A 19447-nucleotide genomic window follows, 5' to 3' on the forward strand; every position below is an offset into this window, starting at 1 on the left:
TACTTAAAACCTCATTTTTTTCTCACTTAGAAGCTCAGTGAATTCATATTTTGTTAATTTCTTTTTATGTAATTCACACTTATGATGCAAGGTCGAAGAAATTTTTAAGAGGTTAGGAAGAACATGTGGTATCATCTCACCTACCCCAAGGTTGTTACCATCCAATAACCAGGTTATCTTTTTCCAGTCTAAAATTCCTTCGTCAATCTTTTTAGGAGTTTGATATTCATAATCCACAGGAACAGTAACTAGAAAAGCATACATACCACCAGTAATTGTATTATCTATTTCCCAAGATACAATACCTTTATAGGTTATATTGTTTGATGAAATATCAATACCGGTTTCTTCTTTTACTTCTCGTACAAGACATTCCAATGGTTTTTCATTTTCTTTCATCTTTCCACCTACACCATTCCATAGACCTTGAGTAGGTGTGTAATCTCTATTTAGCATCAAAAGTTCATCGTTTCTCTTTATGAAACATATTGTTTGATAATACACGTATTCGCCCCCAATAAACATACGTACTTATTCCGGTAAACTGCCCCTTTAGTTTAACATTAATTTCCTTTTGGAAGACAAAGAAAAAAGCATTCATTATTTAAGGAATGCATTCTTTCACTTTATATGGAGTAGCATCAGGAAAATGCGGATTTACATCAATAAGGTTATTTCAAATTAAAAAGCACAACTTCTCTACAATAAAAATAGAGAAATTGAGCTTTTTCATTACTTCATTTACTTATTGAATTCATTAACTCGAAGAAGTATTCAGGTTTATGATTCTTATTTAGTTTATACCATGATTGTAATGTTTCTGGTGTAAGTACATCTATTTTTTTCAATACTTCCATTGCAAATTCGAGAGGAGCTATTCCTGATGCAGTAACTAAGTTTTCATCCGAGATCGCAGGTCCCAATTCATAGAACTTTTCTCCTTTATAGTTTGGACAAACCATCTTTGTATATTCTACGTTATTACTTGTATGCTTTCTAGTATCTAAGTAACCCATATTCGCGAGACCTTCAATTGCGCCACAAATTGCAGCCACAACAGTGCCCACCTTTAAAGCCAGGCTAATTCTTTCTAAGATAGGCTGATGAATTTCTTCACTCCAAGTAGTCCCTCCTGGTAAAATCAAAAGATCTTTACTTTCAAAAGTACATTCGTCAAGTGAACTATCTGGTTTAATGCTCAGTCCTCCCATAGTAGTAATCAGCTCTTTATTAGCTCCTACTGTCATTACTTTTAAAGGTGCTAAACCTTTTTTAAAATATCTTCCTGAGTTTAGTTCAGCAATTAAATATCCATATTCCCAGTCCGACATTGTGTCAAATACATATAGAAATACTTTTTTTGTTTGCACTAATAACACTCCAATCACAATTGATATTGTAAGTATAATAAAACTTCCCTGACAGCTAATGTCAGGGAAGTTATTATACTTGATGAAATTTAATTAATTCCGATAGAACTTCAACAATTCTTTTCTTAAGACTTATCGGTTCAATGACTTTAATAGATTTATTGTACGGTAAAAGTAAATAAGGTACATATGTATGTATTATTTCTTTTTCAAGAAGAAAAACTGCTCGATTTGAAGTCCGTTCCTGGATGTAATGTCCTAAAAACCAATGTTGGCAAAGATCATCCAATACACTTTTATCCCCATGAACAACCAAAGAAATAATCTCTTCCTTATCTTCTGTCGTTGGAAGAAGATTTTTTGTAAAAAAGTCACGTGCATAAAAATTTTCCGGAGGGTTAAACTTATTTTCAGTCAGCATTAGATTTTCAATTCGGTCTACTCTAAAACTACGGACTTCATTCCTAAGATGACAAAATCCAATCATATACCACTTATTATTCCAATAGATAATTCTGTACGGATCGACCACTCTCTTATTTTGCGTTTCGCCACTTGTAAGGTAAAGAATTTTTACGGAGTACCCGTTAGCTACGGATCGCTCCAACTCCTTCAAAAAAGGGTCCATAGAGGGTGAACTTATTGCACTTATTACTTCAAGGCTAGTTAAATGTTGGTTAATCTTGGTTTCCTGCTCTTGATTTGAGTATTTACTTAGTTTTGAAATGGCCCTATTTAGTGCTTCGCCTCCATAATATCCCGCTTCTTCTGCAAAAACAGCAGCGTGAAATAGAGACGCTTGCTCCTCAAAATCAAAAAAAAGAGGAGCCTCGATAAAATTGTTCAATAAGGAGTATCCACCGTTATGTCCTGGTTCTGAAATGATCGGTACGCCACTTGTTGAAATTGTATCAATATAGCGATACACAGTCCTTATATTCATCTCTAGCTTTTCTGAAATTTGTTTTGCAGTAACTTTTTCTCCTGAACGAAGCATCCATAGAATCGCTAACATATTGTCAATTTTAGGCATATAATTCCACCTCCAAAATAAGAGTCATATTCTACTATCCTGCCCCGATAGTTTAAGGGGATTCTTTGATAAATTCAATAAATCATTTGAATATTTTTCTAAATTCAACCGAACTACTAATTAAGCAAGTCATTTTAATGAAGCAATATAACAAACCTTTTACCAGGCTTGTAAAGGAAGGAGTTTACAAACATCCAATACTTCTATCACCTTTGGGATTTAACCTAAATTTACTAGACTCGTGCCCCCCATTCCTTTGCTATAATAAGAGCGCACCGCAACCAATGACAAATACACACAAAGGGACGGATAGACCTAATGTTTAAACTACTCACTTTCATTTTATTCGCCTTTCTTGCAATCCCTTCTTCTGCTCTTGCAGCAAATACGCTCCCACCTTCGAACCCCGGAGAACAAGAGATGATGCAGGAAAATATTCCTGATACGCATACCACAACGGCCCGTGTCCTTGAAGTGATCGAAGAAGGAACAGAACTGGACGAAATGACTCAAGCGGAAACAGAGTTTCAACAATTAAATGTAGAGATTTTATCAGGAGAATATAAAGGCCAGGAGATGGAAGTCACAGGCTTTAATTACCCAAACAGCGTCTACGGAAGCAGCAACTTCTGGTTTAAAGAAGGTGACAGGATTACAATCCAGTTGCAGCTTGAAAATGGGGAAATCACCAATGCCTATCCCTTGGATTACGCCCGGGATTTTCCTTCCTATATCCTTGTCGGGCTTTTCATTGCCCTTTTACTCCTATTCGGAAAGCTCAAGGGTGCAAAATCCGTTATCACCTTAGGACTGACCATCTTTATTCTTTTTAAATTTATGATTCCTTATTTACTTGAGGGACATAACCCTATCCTGCTTGTGCTCATTACCGGAGCGATTGTAACGGCTTTAACCTTTTTGATTGTAAGCGGCTTTTCCCGTAAAACGCTTGCTTCTATCATCGGAACGGTAGGCGGCTTGGGATCGGCAGCTCTTATTTCCGTTATTTTCATGGGGCTAATGAACCTCTCAGGTTTTCATGGCGAAGATGAGCGGATGCTTGGCGCGATGGCTCAGGAACTACCGATTGATCTTTCCGGCCTGCTGCTTGCCGGTATTATTATTGGAGCGCTGGGTGCTGTGATGGATGTTGCTATTTCGATTGCTTCATCAATTGAGGAAGTAAAACGCAATTACAAGAAGGCGTCATTTAAAGAGCTTTTCAAATCTGGAATGAACGTAGGCGGGGACATAATGGGCACTATGGCAAATACCCTGATTTTAGCTTATGTTGGTGCTTCCCTTCCAATTCTTTTATTAATCTATGCCTATGAATATCCGTATGGTGAATTGATTCAGATGGAGTTTTTTGGAGTTGAAATTTTGAGGACACTTGCCGGGAGTATTGGTCTCGTTTTGGCCATTCCGATTACTGCACTTATCTCGGCTTTGCTTTTGAGTAAGCAGGAGGTAAAAACAAAACAAGATCCTACAATTATTGTCGGCGACCGAAATACAGGCGCTTAAGAAAAGCCGGGGCGATACTAACCGCTTCGGCTCTTTTCTTTGCTATCTAATCAGAAATCCAATTTTACCAAGCTGTTTTTAAATGCACCTTCAAACTGAGCGAGAGGGTGTATTTCGTCAAGAATTGGTTAGATCTGATGCTCTTCAATAAACTGAAGCATTTCTTTTAAACTCTTTTTGGTTTACATTCCTTTAAAAGGATAGAATAATAGTGTTAAGAAATTGTAAGTCAATACTAAACTAGAAAGACTGATTTGATGCACTCAAAGAATAACATACATATCTTTTTTCCTGTCACCTGTCTGATTTTATTTATTTTAATTTCCGTGCTTTCCTGGCGTGAACAACTCGAGTTAATCGATTCCCTCATTATCGATGGTTTGGCGAGATGGATTTCACCGGCTATTGTTATGTTGATGGAGGGGATCACCAAAATCGGTTCCGGAGAAACGATTCTCATTTTGACGTTTCTTTTGTCTCTTTACCTCTTGTTTAAAAAGCTATGGAAAGAAATTATTTTTTTGTATGTCCTCACCCTCGGGGGAATTTTATTAAACTTTTTGCTGAAAGTCGGCTTTCAACGTCAGCGTCCGGGTGAAATGAGCTCCATCGAAGTGTTCGGAAATTCCCTTGAAATCACCTCTTACAGTTTTCCAAGCGGACATACGATGCGGAGCGTTTTACTGTTTTCATTTTTGATCTATCTTAGCCTCGTTTATCTCAATAAACTAACCATAAAAACAGCCATCATTTTTTCTTTAATTACGATGATTTTTCTGGTTGCCATAAGCCGTATTATTATCGGTGCTCATTTTCCTTCCGATATTTTTGCAGCTATTACGATTTCAATTACCTGGTTTTATTTGTGCTTATCAGGTATCCGCTTGACATTACTAAAGGAATTACGTTTTTTGTAAGAAGAAAAGAGAAAGAATTAAACTGACACCCGTTTAAAAAACACGATAAAAATAAAAGGTTAAGCAGTTAGAAGATGATACCTATATTGTATAGGGATCATCTTTTTTATGTTTTTTAGACATTTAGCTGCTTATACTCGATCACATCTTTTAAATGCTCAAAAATCATTCTTTAGGAGCGGTAACAGTTTCCTCTGCGATCTAGACTGTCCCAGGTGATCGTTCTTTAACAGGTTTTGGTATAGATTTTTTATCTTTTTTTCACTAAAAAGACGGCAGTAATCCAGGAAGTGATTGGAATAACAATCGTAAGCCCAATGCCAGCACAAAGTATGGTAATCATTTCAGCACTGAATATTTTGGAGTTAACAACCTCACCCATTGAATAGGACAAATCTTTAAACCAGATTAGTAAAGCCAGATAACCACCAAAGAATGCAAAAAATAAAGTGTTTGTACTTGTTCCTAAAATATCCCTGCCAATCTTCATTCCGGCTTGATATAGGTTTTTCCTGCTTATATCAGGGTTATGGTAATGGATTTCACGCATTGGGGAAGAAATTGATATAGCGGCATCCGTGATAGCTCCTATGGTGCTCATCACAATAACAGAAGCAGCTAATTTTATAAAATCTACTCCTATATAAAGTGAGAACATACTTAGTTCATCTATTTCTTCTTCACCAAATCCCTGGATCTTTGCATGATCTGTTATAAAAAATATGAACAAAAGTAAAAGACTGGTCGAAATAATAGAGGAAATAAACGCTGTTTTTGTTTTAATATTAATTTTATTAATAAAAAATAGATTGATACAACTGATGATGACACACGCTATAAGTGTCAGGATAATCGGATTTAAACCAGGGACCGTCATAAATAAAGTGGTAATGATGATAACACCAAAATTAAAAAATAGAGCAATAAACGATCTTATCCCTTTATTTCCGCCAATCAAGGTCATCAAAAGAAATAATATGGCTGCGAGGACTACCAATACATTCATATTTTCGCCCTCTTTTTAGTAACAAAAAATATAGTGATGTAAACTCCTATGGGAATGGTTAACACAATTCCGATACCTCCGGCTAATGCCCTCGCTATCTCCAATGATAAATTTAAAGATAATGTAAGACCCAACGGATACTGATTTTTAAAATAAAGGATAAGAACCGGAATGGATCCACTTACATAAGCAAAGAGCAAGATATTTGTCATGGTGCCCATAATATCCTTGCCAACCTCCATCCCCGATTTCCATAAGTCCTTTATAGATATCCTTTTATTTTCTTCATACAAGCCAAAAATAGAAGAAGACATGGTTATGGCAACATCCATCACAGCACCTAATGAGCCGAGAAACAATCCAGCAAGAAAAACCATTTGGTAGGGTCTTGTAATAAATTGCAATTCTTCAAACCGCAGTCCTCTCTCAGACGTCAGAAGTAACACAAGATACGTAATTAGGAGGGAAAGGAATGTACCCAGTAAGGTTGAGATAATGGCTGCATAGGTTTTTTCATTTAATCCATTTACTAATAATAAGGAAAGCACTGTAAACAAAATAGCGGCTATGCCGCAAATTAATAGTAAACTTATATGTGAATGAGCAAGGTAAATGTCCAGGGCATAAGAAATCAGCATTGCATTAATTGCTAAACTTAAGATAGAAAATAGCCCTTGTTTTCTCCCGACAATCAATAATGTAAAAATAAATACCCAGGCAACCACTATTAAATATTTATCACGTTTTACATCTGCAATCGTACCTGTTAAGTTATCCGTTTCTTTTGGATTATCTTCAAGATTTATAAATACTTCGTCTCCAACAGTAAATTCAAAGTCGTATGCTTTGGATAGGGAAAATTCATTATGTAATTCAACGATCTTTCCTTTCTCATATCCATTTTTAATTTCAGCTTTTATGTGCTGTGTGAATAAATTATCCTCATTATTCATTGAATCTTGAAATTCAGTACGATCAATGAGCTCACTTTCTATTACCTGTGCAATTGGCCGATCGTAGTAGGAATGATTATTGTGAACAAAAATGATGCTCCCAGCGCAACAAAGCACCACTATTAAGTAAAACAATAGCTGTTTATATGTAACCGTTTTTAATTTATCTTTAAAAATATCCAATCTAACCCTCCATTCACGATTGAATGTCCAACGCATTTCTTTTCAGCCTATTTTCAGATTACCTAATAATAAACCAATATAAGCAACAATGCCATGATCGATCGCCTAGTGCTCACCTTCTAGAAGTTTATTTGATTTAAAAGCGAAGCTATTACAAAAAGCTTCTCCATATATAAGGAGAAGCAATTAAGAGTATCAGCATAAGTTAGGTGGCATGTGCTGTGTCTGGCTTTTCAAAACTGACGGCAATGTATCATGAATGTAATGCGGAGCAGGATTTAAAACAGGCTTATCGCCAAAAGGAAATGGATATTCAACATAATTAAATGTCCCTAATCCATCCATACTAACTCCGTTTGCCCAGCGCCCCTCTGCACTCTTATTACCTCTGGAGTAATTAAACAACGTATAAGAGACCTCACGTTTTTCTAATTCTTTAGGAAATGTGCTTGGAACGACAATGTTCTCTTTTGACTCAAGTTCCTGGATCGCCGCGTACCATTGATTTTGATGCATAGTATCCCGTGCAATCAGCCAGGATAACATATCTTTTACACCTGCGTCTGTAGTTGATTCGTATAGTCTGACTGCTTGGAGACGGCCCTGGGATTCAGCGTTTAAGTTGGCTCTAAAATCAGCCAGAAGATTTCCGCTTGCAATAATATAATCTGCCTTCCATTTGTTCCCCACGCTGTCAGCAGGAATAGCTCCTAAACCTGAAACAATGGCATGCTGAGGATTCATCCCGCCTAGTATGGCACCAACAATTGGATCCTGGGCCGCTGTCTCTAAATCACCCACTGGTGCACCATCCAGAAGCCTTGCGATCATTGTGGCCAGCATTTCAATATGTGCAAGTTCTTCTGCACCAGTATCCATTAATAAATCTTTATATTTTCCGTTTCCTCTTACATTAAAGCCCTGGAACATGTATTGCAGAGCAACGGAAATTTCCCCAAACTGCCCTCCTAGAATTTCCTGCAGCTTTTTGGCAAATAACGGATCTGGACGCTCGGGTTTTGCATGGTATTGAAGTTCTTTTACGTGATAGAACAAAAAGAATCATCCCCTTGAATCAGATTGAACTTTTAGGCTCTTTCTATCATATTAAAACAAAACAAAATGGTGCCTAAAACAAGAAGCAAGATTAAAAGCTGTAATTTAAAGAGCTACGTGGTGTCTCTGCGTGGTGCCAGGCACCACCCGAACTAGTGGATAACCAATCCTGCAAATGAAAAGCTAGTTGCAGTTGCTGTCACACTATTAATCAACGCTAAAAAGGCTGTTCAGAAAGTCAGTTAATACTGGCTTCTGGCAGCCTGTTGATGTTGAATGTCGTATTGGTTTTTTAGTGGGGAGAAAAAAATGAAATTAAACGATTTTAACTAAAATGGGGAATATATATGGGTCGTCCGGCTCTGAAATGGTCTCTACTTCTTCCACCTGGATGACTGGAATTTCCACCCCATTGTATTCTTCAGTTCTGATGGTTCCCTGCAGCTCCACCCAGGTGTCCTGAGTATACAAGGCAGCATCCTTATATTCGCTTACCATTCCGACTACTCTCGCGTCTGCAACGCAGTGGTTAATAAGAAACCTGGAAATAATAAACTGATTTGAATTTAATCCGTTTTCTTTGTAGACAAATCCTTTTATTTTAATTTTCTTCCCGTTATACATTTGAGGATTCGTTTGAATTTCTTCAATGTAGACTGCAAAGACATCCTCGCTCATTTCGATCTGTTCTTCTTTCAGCAACTCCATCTTCCTGTCATATTCACTATCGGATAAGTAATTATTATTGGGAATCGGTTCATTCTCATCAAGAGGTTCCCTGTCTGAAACGACTTCATTAAATGCGTCTTGTCTTGCTTGACTCATCCCTTCATTTTGGGGCAGCAGCAATCCTTTATTACCGGCAATGGAAGAGTTCAGGGTTGCTGGTTCTATACCGTAGCCTGTCAGAAGAGGTAAGATGATAACTGAATAACCAAACACTTTTTTAAACCGTGAATGACTATGATCGTGATCCCCGTTACAGCCTGCAGAGCAGTGATGCTGAGCATTGATCTCCCAGACTCTTCCAAGCTGAATAATAAATAATAAAATAAATAAAAAGCCCGCCAGCTGACTCATGAGGATATACTTTGGATTAATAAATTTAGCAATTTCCCCTGTAAGATGCAATTTAAAAAAGAAAGAGGAAAAAGCTCCTAATAAGATCAGCTTTAAAAATTGAGTTAGCTGGAACTTCATACTTATTCACCTTCCTATAAAAAAAGAGATTGGGTGACGATTATAGAACCAAACACGATAGCAGTAATTAGCAGGAGTAAAACTGTAACGAACTTTATCTTAAACACACTCAACAGCATAATGGTATTTTTTAAATCGATCATAGGTCCATAGATTAAAAATGCCAATATTGATACGGATGGAAATAGATTACTAAAAGATGCACCAATAAAAGCATCCGCTTCTGAACATAAAGATAAAAAGTAAGCAAGTCCCATCATGACTGAAGTCGAATACATCAACCCATCACCAAAAAGGTAAAGAGACTTTACAGGGATATATGTTTGAAAGGAGGCTGCAATAAATGCTCCAATGATCAGGTATTTTCCCATATCAAAAAATTCATCAATGGAATGCTGCATCATTCCCCTTGCCTTATAGGAAAAAGAACGATTAGTTCCAGCTTGTGCTTCTTTATGGACAGGGTCTGCTAAGGGTCCTTTAAGCTGGTTGGATTTAAACAGAGTGCTTATGCTGAGAGTTATGAGCAGAGCTGCTGTAAAACCACCCCCCACCCTTAAACCAGCCATCGTTACATGATTTCCAAATGCCATATATGTGGACAGGATCACCATGGGATTAATTAAAGGTCCCGTTAGAAGAATTCCAACTCCGGCATAAAGCGGGACCCCTTTTTTCACTAATCGCCGGACAATTGGAACAATACCGCATTCACATGCTGGAAAGACAGCCCCAACTAAACAACTCATAATAATCGCCTTGTATTTATTCTTTGGAATCCAGCGACGTATATGCTCTTCTGTAATATACATCTGAATAAATCCGGCAGTTAGTACACCTATTAAAACAAATGGGACTGCTTCGATTAAAATACTTAAAAATATAGTATTCAACTGGATAAAAGAATCAGAGAGTAAAAATGACACACTATTCATCAGCCATGGGGTATAAGTAACAAAATAAACAACCACGATTAGCGCTAGTACACCTGTCGTATTTACTAACGAGGAATAGAGCCAGCGTGACATTAGCATCCTCCGATCCTGCCTATGTAAAGACGTATTTTTCCTTAACAATATATATGCCAGCAGCATGAGAACCATTCATAGACACTTCATATTTTCCTTAATTTGTAGACAATTTCCCCATTTATAAGCCCGAAAGATTTTATTAAAAATAGAATAAGGTGAATGTAAGATGGAAATCCTGATGATTAAGCTACATGCAAATCGGGAGGACCAACCAATGAACGGAATTATGTTACTAAATAAGCATCTGCCGCTGACCTGCACGGAGCACTGCCCCAATTTTCAGCTCGCTCATTTAACAGAGTATGTTCAGGCAAATGGAATAAATCTAGCCATTTTAAACCCTGAACAGGTTCATCCCTACTACACCATCCCCTACGCCCTTCTTCATGATTTAAAAAAGAAGCAGGCGAGGCTCGATTGCCTGATGATGTATTCTTATGAGACGATTGCAAGCTATGATTATGGCTTTTCGGAGAATTGGGCGGAGCTTCAGTCTTATTTTAAGGAGATTCGGTACTTGGCATAAGATCACTACACATGAAAAAGCCCCTGCCTGGGAAGCTGGGGCTTTTTTGCGAGAATTTGGGCCACCGCTTTTGGAGTGGAGTGGACGGCCCGTTGTATAGCGGGGTAATGCGGGGAGGATGTTTCGTAGTGGGTGTGGGGAGTGTATTTACTTCATTATGTGATGGTTTCTAGATGAATTGAGTCAGATGATGTGGGATTTTCTTCAGCTTCCGGCTGAAATGAGGAGCGTCTTGGTTCGAGAAAACGCACGGCTTCAGCAATAACCTCTGTTACATACTGGCGTTTTCCTTCTCTTTCAAAGGTTCTTGTTTGAATCCGGCCGGTAACGCCGACCAGTGAGCCCTTTGAGCAGTACTTTGCTGTCGTTTCAGCTGTGCGGTTCCAGATGGTGCAGCGGACAAAATCAGCTTCGTTTTCCCCATTTTGATTTTTAAACGGACGGTTTACGGCAATATAAGCGGATAGGACATGCTTGCCGTTTCCAATTTCCCTCAGGTCCGGATCCGCTGTCAGTCTTCCAACGAGTGTTACCTGGTTGATCATTTTCCCCCTCCTTTCTTAGCACTGAACTCATCTTATATGATTCTTTTATCCTTGTAAAAACAGGATTTATTTCTTTTTTTCATTAAACCGAACAAAAAAATCCTTTTTCAGTTAGAAGATTAGGAGGATTTTGTAAAATGACTCTCTGGAAAATAGTCCTTTTTCATGTTTTTCTAAATTTCTTATATGCTATAATGAGTCCATACATTGATGAGGGGAGGCTTTAGGATGAAGACGTTTAAGCTGGTAAGGCTGCAGATTGTAGAAAATGACGCACTGCGTTCTTTTGACCTTTATGACGGATTAATTATAAATAAAGAGGACGAGAAGCAAACGTGGATCCTGGAGGCTTTTTTATCAGATAAGGAATTGGACTACTTTAATAATATCCAGCAAAACCGTGAAAATTTAGAAGTACTTGCCGTTATCTCAAATGAACGTAATGACCCCGCTGCCTTTTACGCCCATGTTCATGAGGTGCGCCATATTGGTAATAAAATCAGCGTTTTGTTTACCGGACATATACGAAACCAGCGAAACGAATACGCAGAAGATCTGCTCAACCATCTCGTTTCCGACTCCGACTTGACAGGAACTGACCTGCTCCATGAATTTCGTACGCAGATGAAGGAACGGCCGCGGCTGAAGAAAAATTAAAAGATTTATAACAATATAGAAATCCCTGAGCATCGTATAAACTGCTGCCTATCCCACAATGGGACAGGCAGCGGTTTTTTGTTTAATAATATATATTTTTTCAGGTATACCTGACCTTCTTGTTTGGAAGGATAGTACCCCTAGTAATTCAAATTTACCATTTCATTTACAATAAAATTTACATGATCTTTATATTCCGTTAATACTCCCTGAACAATGTGTCTGTATTCTTAAGGTAAGAATTCAGATCGTATAGGAGGGACAAGCTTATGAGCTTCCGGTACAAATGGCATCAATTTTGGTATTTTAACTATAACTATCTACTTGAAAGTGCTAAGCGAAATTGGAGCAAGACCTACCTATTAAAGAAATCGTCGTACCACGGAAATAAACTTCTTCAATCCATTTAACGTATTAAACCAGCCTTTTGGGCTGGTTTTGTTTTGGTTATACGCTGATTCATCAATATCCCGTTACGCCTACCTCATCAACCAAGTCTAATGGAGAAGGAAGTAGTCAAGCCTGCTGTGACCAAAGGTTTATCCGCCAATGATCGAGAACCATTCATGATATACATGAACTGATTTACGGAGTAGAGACAGCCTTCTTTTCGTACCCTAAGACTTTTCCGATAATAACGTCCTCAGGTACAGGACCAAACTCTCTGCTATCCACGCTTCTCCACCAATTATCGCCTAATACAAATACGGTGTTATCCGGTACTTCTACAGCCTTCATCGTTGTAGCAAAGTACTCCTTCCAGCTTTCATCGTTTATGCGGGTTGATGGATCCACTTCTTCAAAATACTCTTCCCCGGTCAAACCTCTATTTAAGGCTTGGGAGTAGAAGGAAATGAATTTTTTATCGTCGATGAAAACATGGCCCTCTTTAATTTCAATTGTCTCACCCGGTAATCCGACGACCCGAGCTAAACTATTATCCTGCACATCAAATTCGTACTCAAATTCAGGCGTATGAAAATAAATCACATCTCCCCGTTCAAGCTCAGAATCATTCGGATCGACGACAAGCATCTTCTCTCCAAAATAATAATCATATTGCCCCCGGTCCATATTATCGGCTGCCCATTCTATAATGATTGAGTCTTCAGGCGGTACGAGGTTTTCAATAACAGGCTGTGTGATATCATCTGTGATGGTTTCTTGTGTAGTTGAGGAGCTTACTGAGGAACATGCATTTAATAAAAGTGCCACGACTACCAAAGAAAATCGTTTCAAATGAGCAACCTCCCCTCCAGTTCATTTTTAATGGTCACTAAAGCTGATCTGCAGCTTCTCTCTAAGAATCAGCACCACAATGACCGAAGAGAACAATGCAATTTGAAGCGCAGTGTCACTGAAAGCATGAAAGAAATAACGAAAAGAAAATAATAGTGCGATCCCCAGGAGTACAGCAAAAAGAAAAAGGTAATTTTTCACCCTGGTTTTCTCCCCCCTTATTGACTTCCTTTTTTTACTATATCATTTATTTCATTTAAAATTGATCTTTTTTTAATCATGCTGTATTTGTTCGTCGAGCACCTGCACATCCGTCAGCTCACCAAAAGGCAGGATCGTAACTTTGTGGTTTTCATTTTTTATCCGGAAATGCTTTTGATTATAGTCAATAAATGAAACATAGCCCTTTATCGTATGTATGCGGCCGTCTTTAAAGCAGCTGAATTGAGCAAGCAGACTGTATTCCATTGCCTCATAGATCCGAATTTCAAATTCCTGAAATGCCTGTTCATCGATTACAGGTTTCTGTATTTTTTCCGCATCATCGTTTGCCTTTTTAAGCAGCTTTGAATATTCAGGCAGCATCATGGCCGGCTGCCATTTTATTTTTCCTCTGTCTCGAATCATTTGACACCCCTCCTTTACCCTCTTTCTTTATTATAGAACAAATGTTCCCTTTTAAAACACAAGAAATTATTTATAACAAAAGGAAAATTTCCCACACCAATTTTAAATGGCCTGGTTGAAGGATTGTCTGTTTACCGGTAAGCTTTTAGAATACATAAAAATAGGAGGAGTTATTGATGATGCGGAAGAGGATTTATAACATATTTTCAATTTAAAAACCCCGTCCATGGAACGGGGTTTTTGCAAAAGAGGATGCCTCCTCTTCCATTACCTTAAAATAATGGCATTAGCGGTTGTTGTCACGATCGTTGTTGTCATCAATAATGCCGTTGTTATTTTCTTCGATGTTATTGTTGTCATTGTTATCCAGAACATCGTTGTCACGAGTCATATCGTCTTCAACATCGTTCGCGCGGTCGTTCATGTAGTTTCCACCACGGTCAATTTCCTCTTGCGTTCTGTCTACAGCGTTGTCAATCGGCCCGTTATCATCGTCACGAGCATTGTTATCCATGTTACATCCAACCATTAGAGCTGCTGCAAGCAATGAACCAGCTGTAATTTTTAGAAACTTATTCATATGATCCATCTCCTTTCGAAATTTGATGACCAGGTCCGGTCTTCCATTAGCTTCTCCAGAGTGGAAAGGATTATGTATATAAAAAAGGACATATTATAGACGAAAACAACCACTGTTTAATGTGGGCTTTCGTCTTTTTCGTTGTTACCCATGGCATGGCGTGGAGAATAGAGAACAATGGTGTTTTTAGCGTGTTTGGATCAAGAAATGGATAGTGAGGGGTCGTTTTTTACCTGCTGTACATATATATAGGGGCTGTTTCGTTTATTTTCCTGGATGATCGCTGATTTGCGAGCGCGATTTTGAAAATGTGAGCCGATTTGCTCAGGTAATGAGCGCATTTCTATTTTATGAGCGAAAACCCGCCATTTATGAGCCAACGCTCATTTCCCTCACCCCCACAAAAAAACCGCCTCCCACAAATAGGAGACGGTTAACAAACTTTCACTACCCTTTAATCGCCCGCGTAATCTCACTGCGGGAATTCGTCACACTGAGGATGTAAAAAACGAGATAGATCAGTGTGAACACGCCAATTGAAATGGCAACCGGAATCGTAATATCTGTACTAAATAGAAACGAAACGGACTTCAGCGCAAAATACGTATGACCGAGTCCGATTAGAAGCGGGATAGCGAAAAACAATAGCTGCTTCAACCCCACACCGCTCATCATATTGCCAACTGTAAAACCAAGCTGCCGGAGCGTACGGTAACTTCCTTTTTCCTCTTCTACTTCTGTCATCTGCTTAAAGTACAGAATGCTTCCTGTTGCGCATAAAAACACAATCCCTAAGAACCCGGTGATAAAGATCATAATGCCCGACATCTCCATACGCATCATGGTGATATCAACATTTGTACTGGAGATCGTCACGTCTTCAAGAAGGGATGTAAAATCATGATAAATATCATTTGCCTGTTCCCGCTCCGCTTTGTCAGCAAGATTTATGGCCAGGTAGCTGCGGACCTCATCAGGTCTAATTTCGTTAAAGTCCTCATCGTTTACAGCAAAAACGCTGTATGCTACACCCTGGTTAAGTCCGGATCTGTTTGAAATCTCAACAATGTTAAAGGTCTCACCTGTGGTTAATGTCATCCTGCTGTCTTCCGGCATGACCGGTGTAGCCATTCCACCGAAATAAACCGCTTCTCCAGGTCTAACCGTCACATCAACTCCTGTATCACGCAGATCTTTTGCCGATACGATGGTTGGTGTTCCTGATTCCATCGTAAGGCCAAGGCCCTGATCAAAGTTTTCATAATTCACATCAGCCGAGAAGGCTTCAATTTCATGAGCTTCATACGTAAGGCCTTCCTCATATAGCAGACGCTCAAACTCTGCTCCAGGTTCAGTCCCTTCTGCCAGATCAAACATAAAGTCCTGAGGAGTCATCATCCGGGCTTCCTCTTCTGCTGAGTAGTAAAGAGAATATGCACCCGTAACAAATGTGAGGGTAATCGCAGAAAGTGTCGCAATTAACGTCAGCAGCCTCGCATTGCTTTTTAAGCGGTGAACCATTGGCGCAATGGATAAGGCATGCTTAAACTGTAAATGACCATTCATTTTTTTGCGGTATACCGTCATGAGCCAGCCAATGGACACACGGAACACAAGATATGTTCCAAATACGGTTGCAAAAAGAACGACCAGCATATTCAGCAGTAAGAATGCATTCATCATACGGCCTGAATACCAGTAGCCAAATGCGACAAGCAGGATTCCCGCCACTCCTAGAATGAGCTGACGAACCGGCTTAATTTCACGGATCTGTTCACTTTCTGATCTGGATTGGAAAAGCTGAACCAGCGTATGCTTCCTGACGAATTTAATCGTTTGCCAGGACGTGATAACAAGTAAAAGCAAGAGCAGCGCTCCTGTTTGAAGAAGAGCTTCTGTTGAAAATTGAAAGCCGATCTCCATTTCAAAACGCATAATTTGAAAAAACAACAGTAAAAACAGTCTGGAAAAGAGAAGCCCTAAGACAGTGCCAACCAATGCTGCAGCAGTTAGCATGATTAAGTTTTCAATCAGCAGCATGCGGATAACTGCACCGCGTGACAGTCCGATCAGCTGAAAAAGACCGATCTCTCTTCCCCGTCTTTTATAAAACAGATTCCTCGCATAGCTCACAAAAACAATCATAATCGCAGCAAGGAAAAAAACACCTGTGCGAAAAGCTGCACTAAATCCATTGGATGCTTCAGTAGCCTGACTGATCAGGTCCTCATGCTGCATCGTGCTGAAAATAAAGTAAAGCATAACACTGAAGATCAGCGAGAAAAAGTACAGGTAATACTGCCGGATGTTCGCGATCATATTACGCCGGACGAGTTCACTTAGCTTCATGAACATTCCCTCCAAGCACACCCTGAACATTTAAAATATCATTGAAAAAGGCCTGGCGGCTGCGCCCGCCCCGGTGAAGCTCGGTGTAAAGCTTGCCGTCCTGTAAAAACAGTACGCGGCTGCAGTAGCTTGAGGCAAGCGGGTCATGGGAAACCATCATGATTGTGACGCCGTTTTTGCGATTAAGTTCCTCCATCTTGCCAAGCAGTACAGCTGCTGATTTTGAATCCAGGGCACCGGTCGGCTCATCGGCAAAAAGGATTTTTGGCTGATGAATCAACGCCCGTGCGGCAGAGGTCCGCTGCTTTTGGCCGCCTGAAAGCTCATGTGGATACTGATCTGAAACATGACTGATATCAAAAGCATCTGCCAGGCTTGAATAGGTGGCCTCCACATCCTTTTTCGAGTGGCGTCCAAGTGACATCGGAAGCAGTATATTTTCTTTTGCTGTCAGCGTATCGAGCAGATTGTAGTCTTGAAAAATAAAGCCAAGCTCTTTTCTTCTGAATTCAGAAAGCTTTTTATCCTTCATCGCCGTTACGTCAGACCCGCCGATGACGATGCTTCCTGAGGTTGCTGTATCAATGGTCGCTAGAACATTCATAAAGGTCGTTTTTCCCGCTCCGGATGGGCCCATAATGCCAACAAATTCTCCCGCTTCTACCGCTAAATCAAGTCCTTTTAATACTTCAATCGGACGTTTTTTCGTTCCAAAGGTTTTTCGTATGTTTTTTGCCGTTAAAATTAGTTTAGATTGAGACATTTATTATCGCTCCTTCCTTGATCTGACTTCATTATAAAAGGGCCGTGCATGACAATCGTTTGATTTACATGACAATCAAGGTGACAGTTTTGTCACCTTGTATGCAGGGGCTTTTGGAATGTATCAGGCAATGGAAAAATCAATCGTACCTCGGTTCCTTTTTCCTGTAACCGAACATCGATTTTGATTCCAAATGAATCTGCTGCCTGTTTAGCAAGGTACAACCCAAGCCCTGTCGCATTGCTTTGCTGCCTCCCTGCTTCTCCCGTAAATCCTTTTTCAAAAATTCTTGGCAAATGCTCCGGTTTAATGCCCCGTCCCTCATCCTTAATCAGAATTTCTGCAAAGCGTTCATTTTTCTCTCCTGAAATGATGATTTCACTTTGATCGGGACTGTATTTTACCGCGTTTGTCAGCACCTGACGGAAAATAAACCGGCTCCATTTCAGATCGGTTAAAACGGTAAGCTCCTCCCCTTCAATCTCAAAACCGATCCCTCTCGCTCTGCAGACCGCTGATAGGGATTTAATTTCAGGGAAAATAATTTGCCCGAACTCTGTATGTTCCATTACGGTATCGTGTTCAATCGAGGAAAGTCTTGCCTGATAGAGCTGCTGTTCGAGAAGAAAATGCAGCCTGCTCCATTCAAAATCGATTTTTTGCATAACGGGATTTTCTTTTTCAGCGTCAATCTGCAGCTTTAAAGAAGTAAGCGGCGCCTTCATTTCATGCACCCACGCTTCTATATCAGCTGACTTCAACGAGTGTCTGTCCTCGTTTAAAGCCGCCTGATGTCTCGCTGACTGTGACGCATCTGACAGCACTGCCTGCCAACGCTTTTCATTTACTCCTTCTGCTTCCGGCAAAAGCGGACCCCAGTCTGAAACCTCATTATGTAAGGCGATTTCCTCAACCTCTTTTAAATATCTCGTTTCACGCATCGCACGCCAGAGGAGAAAAGGGATGAAACATATAATTAGTACTCCATTAAAATAAAGCACACTACTCCCACTCAGCTTAAGGCCCGGATCGAGCCAAAAAAGGAGATTTGAGAAGAGAAGGATAAAGAAAAATCCGGCAATCCAGCTTTTCTTTTCAACAAAATACGTGATCATCGGCTCACCGCCATATAACCGATCCCTTTTTTCGTCAAAATGACCTCATCCATTCCAAGCTCAGCGACCTTTTGACGCAGCCTGCCGACGTTTACGGTCAGGGTGTTGTCATTTACAAAGCGCTCATCATCCCACAGCTTGCGAATTAAGGTATCGCGCGTGACAATTTCATTTGAATGCTCAAGCAATATTGCCAGGATATATAGTTCGTTTTTCGTTAGATCCATGATCTGTCCATTTAATGATAGTGTGCCTTTTTTTATATCCAGCTCAGCTCCGTTCCAAGTCTGAACCGGATTTTTTTCAGGCGTGTCCAAATACTCATACGTGCGTCGTGCTACGGCTTGAATTTTTGCGACCAATACCTCCATATTGTACGGTTTCTGTACATAATCATCTGCACCAAGCTGCATGGCCATCACCTGATCCATCGGATGATCACGTGAGGAAAGAAAAATGATCGGCACCTTTGACTCACTGCGAATTTCCCGGCACCAATAGAACCCATCATAGGCCGGCAGCTGAATATCCAGCAGCACAATATGAGGCTTCTCCTTTCGAAACGCCTCCATTACATTCTGAAAATCATCCGGCACCGTCACCTGAAACCCCCACTTCGCAAGATGCTTCTCCATTTGTTCTACAATCTGCTTGTCATCCTCAACCAGAAATATATTCATCTCTTAGAACCACCTGTATTTGAATTGTATAGGGCTAGAATACCATATTTTGCAGGCAGGCCGCTAAAGCAGGATGTTGCCTTCATTCAT

General features: G+C 39.7%; 21 protein-coding genes. 4 read left to right on the forward strand and 17 right to left on the reverse strand.

From position 1 onward, the window contains the following. Positions 1-3 precede the first annotated feature (3 nt). From C4B60_RS13480 to C4B60_RS13490, 3 genes are all read right to left on the reverse strand, one after another. On the reverse strand, positions 4-504 hold the full coding sequence (locus C4B60_RS13480; RefSeq protein WP_104058548.1) for an NUDIX hydrolase: 501 nt from the start codon (positions 502-504) through the stop codon (positions 4-6). Positions 505-737: 233 nt separating this feature from the next. Then, positions 738-1370 carry a type 1 glutamine amidotransferase family protein gene (locus C4B60_RS13485; protein WP_104058549.1) on the reverse strand — a complete coding sequence of 211 codons (633 nt, stop codon included), beginning with the start codon at positions 1368-1370 and terminating at the stop codon, positions 738-740. A gap of 73 nt (positions 1371-1443) precedes the next feature. Further along, on the reverse strand, positions 1444-2403 hold the full coding sequence (locus C4B60_RS13490; protein ID WP_104058550.1) for a helix-turn-helix transcriptional regulator: 960 nt from the start codon (positions 2401-2403) through the stop codon (positions 1444-1446). Positions 2404-2721: 318 nt separating this feature from the next. Between C4B60_RS13490 and C4B60_RS13495 the strand changes: the two genes are divergently transcribed. Both C4B60_RS13495 and C4B60_RS13500 read left to right on the forward strand, forming a co-directional pair. Then, a complete protein-coding gene (locus C4B60_RS13495; protein WP_104058551.1) occupies positions 2722-3930 on the forward strand; it encodes a YibE/F family protein in 1209 nt (402 codons plus the stop codon). 257 nt (positions 3931-4187) lie between these two features. Continuing rightward, the gene (locus C4B60_RS13500; protein WP_104058552.1) at positions 4188-4847 is read left to right on the forward strand and encodes a phosphatase PAP2 family protein; all 660 of its coding nucleotides are present in this window, start codon (positions 4188-4190) and stop codon (positions 4845-4847) included. Between the two features lie 250 nt (positions 4848-5097). Here the strand turns inward: C4B60_RS13500 and C4B60_RS13505 are convergent, their stop codons facing one another. From C4B60_RS13505 to C4B60_RS13525, 5 genes are all read right to left on the reverse strand, one after another. After that, on the reverse strand, positions 5098-5853 hold the full coding sequence (locus tag C4B60_RS13505) for a YibE/F family protein (RefSeq protein ID WP_104058553.1): 756 nt from the start codon (positions 5851-5853) through the stop codon (positions 5098-5100). After that, the gene (locus tag C4B60_RS13510) at positions 5850-6989 is read right to left on the reverse strand and encodes a YibE/F family protein (protein ID WP_104058554.1); all 1140 of its coding nucleotides are present in this window, start codon (positions 6987-6989) and stop codon (positions 5850-5852) included. The genes C4B60_RS13505 and C4B60_RS13510 overlap by 4 nt, the downstream gene beginning before the upstream one ends. Before the next feature lie 195 nt (positions 6990-7184). Then, complete coding sequence (locus tag C4B60_RS13515; RefSeq protein WP_104058555.1) at positions 7185-8045, reverse strand: manganese catalase; 861 nt, start codon at positions 8043-8045, stop codon at positions 7185-7187. Positions 8046-8360: 315 nt separating this feature from the next. Further along, a complete protein-coding gene (locus C4B60_RS13520; RefSeq protein WP_104058556.1) occupies positions 8361-9245 on the reverse strand; it encodes a TIGR03943 family putative permease subunit in 885 nt (294 codons plus the stop codon). A gap of 14 nt (positions 9246-9259) precedes the next feature. Beyond that, the gene (locus tag C4B60_RS13525) at positions 9260-10273 is read right to left on the reverse strand and encodes a permease (RefSeq protein ID WP_104058557.1); all 1014 of its coding nucleotides are present in this window, start codon (positions 10271-10273) and stop codon (positions 9260-9262) included. A gap of 217 nt (positions 10274-10490) precedes the next feature. Between C4B60_RS13525 and C4B60_RS13530 the strand changes: the two genes are divergently transcribed. Continuing rightward, the gene (locus tag C4B60_RS13530) at positions 10491-10802 is read left to right on the forward strand and encodes a hypothetical protein (RefSeq protein WP_135122127.1); all 312 of its coding nucleotides are present in this window, start codon (positions 10491-10493) and stop codon (positions 10800-10802) included. A 155-nt stretch (positions 10803-10957) separates the two neighbouring features. On the opposite strand, the gene C4B60_RS13535 is transcribed toward C4B60_RS13530, so the two are convergent. Beyond that, entirely contained in the window at positions 10958-11347 is a 390-nt protein-coding gene (locus C4B60_RS13535) for a single-stranded DNA-binding protein (RefSeq protein ID WP_104058559.1), read from the reverse strand. 228 nt (positions 11348-11575) lie between these two features. On the opposite strand from C4B60_RS13535, the gene C4B60_RS13540 reads away from it, so the two are divergent. Continuing rightward, positions 11576-12004 carry a YwpF family protein gene (locus tag C4B60_RS13540; RefSeq protein WP_167578666.1) on the forward strand — a complete coding sequence of 143 codons (429 nt, stop codon included), beginning with the start codon at positions 11576-11578 and terminating at the stop codon, positions 12002-12004. Positions 12005-12589: 585 nt separating this feature from the next. On the opposite strand, the gene lepB is transcribed toward C4B60_RS13540, so the two are convergent. The 8 genes from lepB to C4B60_RS13575 all read right to left on the reverse strand — a co-directional run bounded on the left by lepB (position 12590) and on the right by C4B60_RS13575 (position 19357). After that, entirely contained in the window at positions 12590-13243 is a 654-nt protein-coding gene (gene lepB, locus C4B60_RS13545) for a signal peptidase I (protein WP_104058561.1), read from the reverse strand. A gap of 27 nt (positions 13244-13270) precedes the next feature. Continuing rightward, positions 13271-13444 (reverse strand): hypothetical protein, encoded by a 174-nt coding sequence (locus C4B60_RS21505; protein WP_167578667.1) that lies wholly within the window; start codon positions 13442-13444, stop codon positions 13271-13273. A 72-nt stretch (positions 13445-13516) separates the two neighbouring features. Further along, a complete protein-coding gene (locus C4B60_RS13550) occupies positions 13517-13870 on the reverse strand; it encodes a YolD-like family protein (protein ID WP_104058562.1) in 354 nt (117 codons plus the stop codon). Between the two features lie 286 nt (positions 13871-14156). After that, positions 14157-14450, reverse strand: a complete 294-nt coding sequence (locus C4B60_RS13555; RefSeq protein WP_104058563.1) for a hypothetical protein — start codon at positions 14448-14450, stop codon at positions 14157-14159. Between the two features lie 447 nt (positions 14451-14897). Further along, positions 14898-16799, reverse strand: coding sequence for an FtsX-like permease family protein (locus tag C4B60_RS13560; RefSeq protein ID WP_167578668.1), 1902 nt, complete (start codon positions 16797-16799; stop codon positions 14898-14900). Beyond that, positions 16786-17562, reverse strand: a complete 777-nt coding sequence (locus C4B60_RS13565) for an ABC transporter ATP-binding protein (protein ID WP_104058565.1) — start codon at positions 17560-17562, stop codon at positions 16786-16788. The genes C4B60_RS13560 and C4B60_RS13565 overlap by 14 nt, the downstream gene beginning before the upstream one ends. A gap of 92 nt (positions 17563-17654) precedes the next feature. Then, the gene (locus tag C4B60_RS13570; RefSeq protein ID WP_104058566.1) at positions 17655-18677 is read right to left on the reverse strand and encodes a sensor histidine kinase; all 1023 of its coding nucleotides are present in this window, start codon (positions 18675-18677) and stop codon (positions 17655-17657) included. Then, a complete protein-coding gene (locus C4B60_RS13575) occupies positions 18674-19357 on the reverse strand; it encodes a response regulator transcription factor (protein WP_104058567.1) in 684 nt (227 codons plus the stop codon). The genes C4B60_RS13570 and C4B60_RS13575 overlap by 4 nt, the downstream gene beginning before the upstream one ends. Positions 19358-19447: the final 90 nt, after the last annotated feature.

Source organism: Jeotgalibacillus proteolyticus (genome assembly GCF_002926065.1).
GTDB classification, from domain to species: domain Bacteria; phylum Bacillota; class Bacilli; order Bacillales; family Jeotgalibacillaceae; genus Jeotgalibacillus; species Jeotgalibacillus proteolyticus.

Bases quoted from the DNA above. Each gene is read 5' to 3' on its own strand.
- C4B60_RS13490 (WP_104058550.1), bottom strand. From the start codon at position 2,403: ATGCCTAAAATTGACAATATGTTAGCGATTCTATGGATGCTTCGTTCA.
- C4B60_RS13495 (WP_104058551.1), top strand. From the start codon at position 2,722: ATGTTTAAACTACTCACTTTCATTTTATTCGCCTTTCTTGCAATCCCT.
- C4B60_RS13500 (WP_104058552.1), top strand. From the start codon at position 4,188: ATGCACTCAAAGAATAACATACATATCTTTTTTCCTGTCACCTGTCTG.
- C4B60_RS13505 (WP_104058553.1), bottom strand. From the start codon at position 5,853: ATGAATGTATTGGTAGTCCTCGCAGCCATATTATTTCTTTTGATGACC.
- C4B60_RS13520 (WP_104058556.1), bottom strand. From the start codon at position 9,245: ATGAAGTTCCAGCTAACTCAATTTTTAAAGCTGATCTTATTAGGAGCT.
- C4B60_RS13525 (WP_104058557.1), bottom strand. From the start codon at position 10,273: ATGTCACGCTGGCTCTATTCCTCGTTAGTAAATACGACAGGTGTACTA.
- C4B60_RS13530 (WP_135122127.1), top strand. From the start codon at position 10,491: ATGAACGGAATTATGTTACTAAATAAGCATCTGCCGCTGACCTGCACG.
- C4B60_RS13535 (WP_104058559.1), bottom strand. From the start codon at position 11,347: ATGATCAACCAGGTAACACTCGTTGGAAGACTGACAGCGGATCCGGAC.
- C4B60_RS13540 (WP_167578666.1), top strand. From the start codon at position 11,576: ATGAAGACGTTTAAGCTGGTAAGGCTGCAGATTGTAGAAAATGACGCA.
- C4B60_RS13550 (WP_104058562.1), bottom strand. From the start codon at position 13,870: ATGATTCGAGACAGAGGAAAAATAAAATGGCAGCCGGCCATGATGCTG.
- C4B60_RS13555 (WP_104058563.1), bottom strand. From the start codon at position 14,450: ATGAATAAGTTTCTAAAAATTACAGCTGGTTCATTGCTTGCAGCAGCT.
- C4B60_RS13560 (WP_167578668.1), bottom strand. From the start codon at position 16,799: ATGAAGCTAAGTGAACTCGTCCGGCGTAATATGATCGCGAACATCCGG.
- C4B60_RS13565 (WP_104058565.1), bottom strand. From the start codon at position 17,562: ATGTCTCAATCTAAACTAATTTTAACGGCAAAAAACATACGAAAAACC.
- C4B60_RS13570 (WP_104058566.1), bottom strand. From the start codon at position 18,677: ATGATCACGTATTTTGTTGAAAAGAAAAGCTGGATTGCCGGATTTTTC.
- C4B60_RS13575 (WP_104058567.1), bottom strand. From the start codon at position 19,357: ATGAATATATTTCTGGTTGAGGATGACAAGCAGATTGTAGAACAAATG.